This is a genomic window from Bacteroidota bacterium (genome assembly GCA_030017895.1).
GTDB lineage: Bacteria > Bacteroidota > Ignavibacteria > UBA10030 > BY39 > JASEGV01.
The window spans coordinates 1-2,099 of record JASEGV010000143.1 but is presented as its reverse complement, the minus strand read 5'-3'; the positions used below and the strand labels follow the sequence as shown (position 1 = coordinate 2,099).

At 34.8% G+C, this 2,099-nt stretch carries 4 protein-coding genes and 1 pseudogene; all 5 read right to left on the bottom strand.

Annotated features, from left to right (window positions below):
- Window positions 1-366, bottom strand: a 366-nt coding sequence (locus QME58_14340; GenBank protein MDI6804991.1) for a hypothetical protein, incomplete at its 3' end; no start/stop codon positions are given.
- Between the two features lie 265 nt (window positions 367-631).
- Window positions 632-847: pseudogene (locus tag QME58_14335) on the bottom strand (type II toxin-antitoxin system HicA family toxin).
- Window positions 848-1,054, bottom strand: a complete 207-nt coding sequence (locus QME58_14330) for a type II toxin-antitoxin system HicB family antitoxin (protein ID MDI6804990.1) — start codon at window positions 1,052-1,054, stop codon at window positions 848-850.
- A 105-nt stretch (window positions 1,055-1,159) separates the two neighbouring features.
- Window positions 1,160-1,546 carry an HI0074 family nucleotidyltransferase substrate-binding subunit gene (locus QME58_14325; GenBank protein ID MDI6804989.1) on the bottom strand — a complete coding sequence of 129 codons (387 nt, stop codon included), beginning with the start codon at window positions 1,544-1,546 and terminating at the stop codon, window positions 1,160-1,162.
- On the bottom strand, window positions 1,534-1,830 hold the full coding sequence (locus tag QME58_14320; protein MDI6804988.1) for a hypothetical protein: 297 nt from the start codon (window positions 1,828-1,830) through the stop codon (window positions 1,534-1,536). Before QME58_14320 ends, QME58_14325 begins: the two co-directional genes overlap by 13 nt.
- Between the last annotated feature and the right edge of the window lie 269 nt (window positions 1,831-2,099).

Genomic DNA, 2,099 nt, shown 5'->3' with positions numbered 1-2,099 from the left:
ATATACGTAAAATATTTTTTCTACAAAATTCGGCGAGTTTTTAGAGATGCCCTTATTGTAATATGTTGTAAACATAGGAAGATTTTCAACCATATATAAGTCAAGATTTTGATTTGCGTTCACATCTATTGTATCAACAAATCTGAAATGGTTGACAGTTTGAACTGTAATTTCATAAGTTCCAGTAGGGACGTTAACCGTAAAATTTCCGGTCAGACTGTCCGTAAAAGTAGAAAATGTCTGAGATGTAAATAAATTCAGAAAATACACACCGGAATAAGCATTAGTCAGTGATGGAACAGATTGTATTTTACCAGAGACATTGTTTTGTGCAAGCAAGGCGCTAACGGGGAGAAATAATAGCATTGAGAAAACGATAAACCGCCACATCAATACGGGAAGAGAATGAAAAAGATCGAATACCTTTACAGGGAAGGGTGAAGTTTGGTCCACTGGAAGCGGAGTAATAAAGGTGCTCCTTCTATTTTGCTTCCGCAATTCGTAAGCAATTTTTTTACGCAACCATTCTCTTTGCGACCAAGCAACTTTTTTAAAATGATATACTTGTAAAACCTTTACCCTTATTTGATTTTTTTTTGAATTTTCCCATGTCCAATTTTATGCTTTATAATCATTCTAAGAACCGCTCTACAGTTAATCCAGCTTTTGCTATTAAACTTCTCAACGTGCCTCTCGCTACTTCAGTGTGATTTGGTATGGAGAGAGTTACATTCTGCCCCTATTTTGTCATAATTATATGGCTTCCTCTTTGGCGTACGACCTCCCAGCCGAATTTTTCTAATATCTTAATTACCTCGTATGGTTTTAAAACCGGAACAGGAGGCATTTAGACATTCACTTCCACTTGTCTTGTACTAATAGTCAGTGGTAAACCTTTATCAGCTCGAACTTTAATACATTCTGAAATTGCTTCTTGAATGTTCTTCTCTGCTTCTTCTTCTGTTTTTCCCTGACTAACACAGCCGGGAATCGATGGACATTCGGCTATGAACACACCATCTTCATCGCGAAATATGTTGATAATAAATTTAATATTATCTCCTTTTTGATAATATCGCTCTTTGATGTACAAAAAGTAAAATCTATATCAGCGAACTTCCGTCCATTTCTTTGCAGGATGTCGTTGGAGTAATTCCTTTTATTTTGCTTTTATACGACTTAAAATTACATTCATGATATTGTAGTAAGAAGGTATTGCGCTGAAAACCTCCTTGGAAACTTCTTCGTCATAAACATGCGATGTTAGGTTTCTATGGTCGCACATTTTTAGTAAAAGTTCAACCTCGTCTTCTGAAGCTAATGTGACTGGTAAAAGCTCCCTAAAGCAATTCTTTGGGGAATAACAATCTATGCCTTCTACGAAGTTTAAATATGCCTTAACAAGCTTCCAGAACAATTCGAAAGTAAATTCGAATCTCTGTATTGCTGCATCACGGACGATATCCGAGAACTTTTCTTGCAATGCTCTGTTTAACTGCGTCAGAGCTTTCTCAGTATCTTGTATAATATTCTTTAATTTTTCCATTCGATTATTTTTTCTTTGGCAGTTTTATAAAAACCGGCAGAGACCCTTTTAAAATCTATTATATCGACTTTATAAGGAATATTCATATCATCAATTTTTTCTTTCACCCACTGCAGCCTTCTCAAAGGTATTTTATCGATGTCTTCAACTCCAATATCTATATCGTGATAATATTTTTGATTTTCATAAACCACAGAACCGAAAACAAACAACTGGGCTGAGGGAAATTGTTCCATCAGGAATAGAAATATTTTATCTATATATATTTTCGTTTTATCGGTCATGACGCTTTCTTAATAAATATATGAATCTATTTTGATATTACAAAACTCAATCTCAAGAGGGACCCGGAACTACAAAAGCGAACTTCCGTCCATCTCTTTCGGCTGAGGTAATCCCATCAGCTTTATGATTGAAATTATAGATTTTGTAATTCATCATTAAATTTTTCGGGAGGCTGTCTAAAAAGTCTTTGTGTGCCTAAGTGTTCTTAGTATATTAGTGTTGATGCTCTTATTTTTGAATCATAATCAAAGGATTCTTACCACTAAGA

What these genes read in the sequence shown, in the direction of transcription:
- QME58_14325 (MDI6804989.1), bottom strand. Translation starts at nt 1,546, where the DNA reads ATGGAAAAATTAAAGAATATTATACAAGATACTGAGAAAGCTCTGACG.
- QME58_14320 (MDI6804988.1), bottom strand. Translation starts at nt 1,830, where the DNA reads ATGACCGATAAAACGAAAATATATATAGATAAAATATTTCTATTCCTG.